General features: G+C 40.5%; 3 protein-coding genes. 1 reads left to right on the top strand and 2 read right to left on the bottom strand.

What is annotated here, in order from left to right:
- Positions 1–967: helix-hairpin-helix domain-containing protein (locus tag AC33VI_RS13140; RefSeq protein WP_491782720.1), on the top strand; the 967-nt coding region annotated here is incomplete at its 5' end.
- 240 nt (positions 968–1,207) lie between these two features.
- Here AC33VI_RS13140 and AC33VI_RS13135 read toward each other — a convergent pair.
- Positions 1,208–2,152 (bottom strand): F0F1 ATP synthase subunit gamma, encoded by a 945-nt coding sequence (locus AC33VI_RS13135; RefSeq protein WP_491782719.1) that lies wholly within the window; start codon positions 2,150–2,152, stop codon positions 1,208–1,210.
- 129 nt (positions 2,153–2,281) lie between these two features.
- Positions 2,282–3,067: F0F1 ATP synthase subunit alpha (locus AC33VI_RS13130; RefSeq protein ID WP_491782718.1), on the bottom strand; the 786-nt coding region annotated here is incomplete at its 5' end.

Raw genomic sequence — 3,067 nt, 5'->3', positions numbered from 1 at the left:
TTTACCAGAGATAGAACAAAAACCAATTAAAGTCATTGTTAATGAATCGGGAGCATCTATTTATTCTGCCAGCGATGTGGCTAGAGAAGAATTTCCCGATTTAGATATTACGGTGCGGGGCGCAATTAGCATTGGTAGAAGGTTGCAAGATCCTCTGGCAGAATTAGTTAAAATCGACCCCAAATCTATTGGCGTGGGGCAATATCAACACGATGTCAATCAAAAACTCCTCAAACAGAAATTAGAAGAAAGCGTCGAAAGTTGCGTTAACTATGTGGGCGTAGATTTAAACACCGCTTCCAAAGAATTACTTACTTTTGTCTCGGGAATTTCTGCCACTATTGCCAATAATATTGTGGCTTATCGCAACGAAACAGGCGCATTTAATAATCGTAAAGAATTACTCAAAGTAGCCAAATTGGGCAAAAAAACCTACGAACAAGCCGCAGGTTTTCTGAGAATTCGTAACGGCGAAAACCCCCTAGATAATACCGCAGTACACCCAGAAAGCTATCCCATCATCAAACAAATCGCCCAAAGCCTTAATGTACCTTTAACTAAAATAACTACTGTTGGCAACAGTCTCAAAACCCTCGATCTCCAACAATTTGTCACCTCTGAAATTGGTTTGCCTACCCTAGAAGATGCGATCGCCGAACTAGAAAAACCAGGTCGAGATCCTAGAGAACAATTCCAATATGCCACCTTTAAAGAAGGCGTTGCCGAAATTAGCGATCTCACAGAAGGAATGATGCTAGAAGGAGTAGTAACTAATGTAGTTAACTTTGGGGCATTTGTTGATATTGGAGTCCATCAAGATGGTTTGGTGCATATCTCCCAATTATGCGATCGCTTTGTGGACGATCCTAATGAAATTGTCAAAGTAGGACAAGTAGTAAAAGTTAAAGTATTAGAAGTCAATCAAAAATTAAAACGTATTGGTTTATCTATCAAGCAAGCAAATTAAAATTCTTCGGGGCGAATGCAGCAATTCTCATTTTGAAAAAAAGAGGCGGAAACTTTACTGCAAAAATTTGCTGCAAAAAAGAAGTGGAATCATTGCGGGAATAATTGATTATCTGCTCTCTTAAATTTTTCTGCGGAATGTCGGGTAAACCTTAGTTAACAACCAATAAAAAAACGCCCAGACATAAATCCAGACGTTTAAATAATCAATCTCAATTAATCGAAGCTAACGGCTTAGAAATTACAAAGCGTTAGCACCTGCAACCACCTCAGAAAGTTCTTGGGTAATTGCTGCTTGTCTTGCTTTGTTGTAAGACGTGGTTAAAGTACCCATTAATTCTGTAGCATTATCGCTAGCGTTATTCATTGCAGTCATTCTCGCTGCAAGCTCGCTAGCTGCTGCTTCTTGAAGAGAACGTAAAATTTGGTTGTTGAGATACAAAGGAAGTAAAGCATCCAAAATTTGTACGGGATCTTGCTCAAAGATTGTATCTTTAGGATAAGCTTCTACTTCTGTGCTAACAGTTTCTCTCTCCACGCCAAACGCTCCGCCTTTAGTAGTCAAACGGAAAATTTCGTCGTCTTTTACTTCTAATCCTTGAGTAGTTAGGGGAAGCAAAGTCTGAATTACTGGCTTGGAAGCGATTAAAGAAACAAATTTAGTGTAAATCAATTCCACTTTATCTACTTCTTCCGCCAAAAATAAAGAAAGTAGCTCGTCAGCAATTTCTGCTGCTTCAGCTGCGGTAGGAATTTGCTCTAAACCGCTGAAAGTCTTTTCTGTGGGAGCATTACGGTTGCCAAAATATTGAACGGATTTGCGTCCGACCAAAACATAAGTATACTCAACACCTTGGGCTTCCAATTCCTTGGCTCTAATCTCAGCGCGGCGAATCACGTTGGTGTTATAACCACCACATAAACCGCGATCGCCACTAACTACTAAAAGAGCGACTTTTTTAATTTCTCGTTGTTGGAATAAAGGTAAATCGACATCTTCAAACTGAAGTTTACCTTGAATGTTATATAAAACCTGTGCCAAACTATCGGCAAAAGGACGAGTAGAATTTACTTGCTCTTGAGCGCGACGAACTTTAGCAGCAGCCACGAGGCGCATAGCCTCAGTGATTTTTTTAGTGTTTTTTACCGACGCGATGCGATCGCGAATTGCTTTTAAATTAGGCATATCTTTTCAACGCTGAATAATAAAGGATAAAGGAAAAGTAACAGATAGTAGGTAGTAGGTAATAGGTAGTAGGTCAATGTTGTTAATCACCCATACCTTTTACCTTTTACCTTTTACCCTTTACCCAGATTATGCTGTTGCCATGAAGGATTGTTTAAACTCGTTAATTCCTTCTTTTAAGAGATTTTCTGCTTCATCAGTTAGTTTCTTTTCAGAAGCAATGATTTCTCCATATTTAGCTTTACTACTGCCGAGATAATCGCGCAATCCTTGAGCAAATTCAGTTGCTTTTTCTACGGGAACTTCATCAATATACCCATTCAAGCCAGCATATACTACTGCAACTTGTTCTGCTACAGATAGAGGAGAGTTCTGAGGCTGTTTGAGGATTTGACGCAAACGCTGACCGCGAGCCAGTTGGTTTTGAGTTGCTGCGTCTAGGTCGGAAGCGAACTGAGCGAACGCTTCAAGCTCGGCAAACTGAGCCAATTCTAATTTCAGCTTACCTGCTACCTGTTTCATAGCTTTAGTTTGAGCCGCAGAACCTACGCGGGATACAGATACCCCAGCGTTAATTGCAGGACGGAAACCAGCGTTAAATAAGTCAGAGGACAAGAAAATTTGACCGTCAGTAATCGAAATTACGTTGGTAGGAATATAAGCAGATACGTCACCCGCTTGAGTTTCAATGATAGGTAGAGCAGTCATACTACCAGCACCCAATTCGTCACTGAGTTTTGCTGCGCGTTCTAGTAAACGAGAGTGTAGATAAAATACGTCTCCAGGATATGCTTCGCGACCTGGTGGACGACGTAGTAGTAAGGACATTTGACGGTATGCTTGAGCTTGTTTGGTCAAGTCATCGTATACGATCAAAGTAGCTTTACCTTTGTACATAAAGTATTCAGCGATCGC

This window comes from Waterburya sp., assembly GCF_058530065.1.
The sequence above is the reverse complement of the archived record's forward strand: the minus strand, read 5'-3'. Positions and strand labels throughout refer to the sequence as shown.

Bases quoted from the DNA above. Each gene is read 5' to 3' on its own strand.
- AC33VI_RS13135 (WP_491782719.1), bottom strand. From the start codon at position 2,152: ATGCCTAATTTAAAAGCAATTCGCGATCGCATCGCGTCGGTAAAAAAC.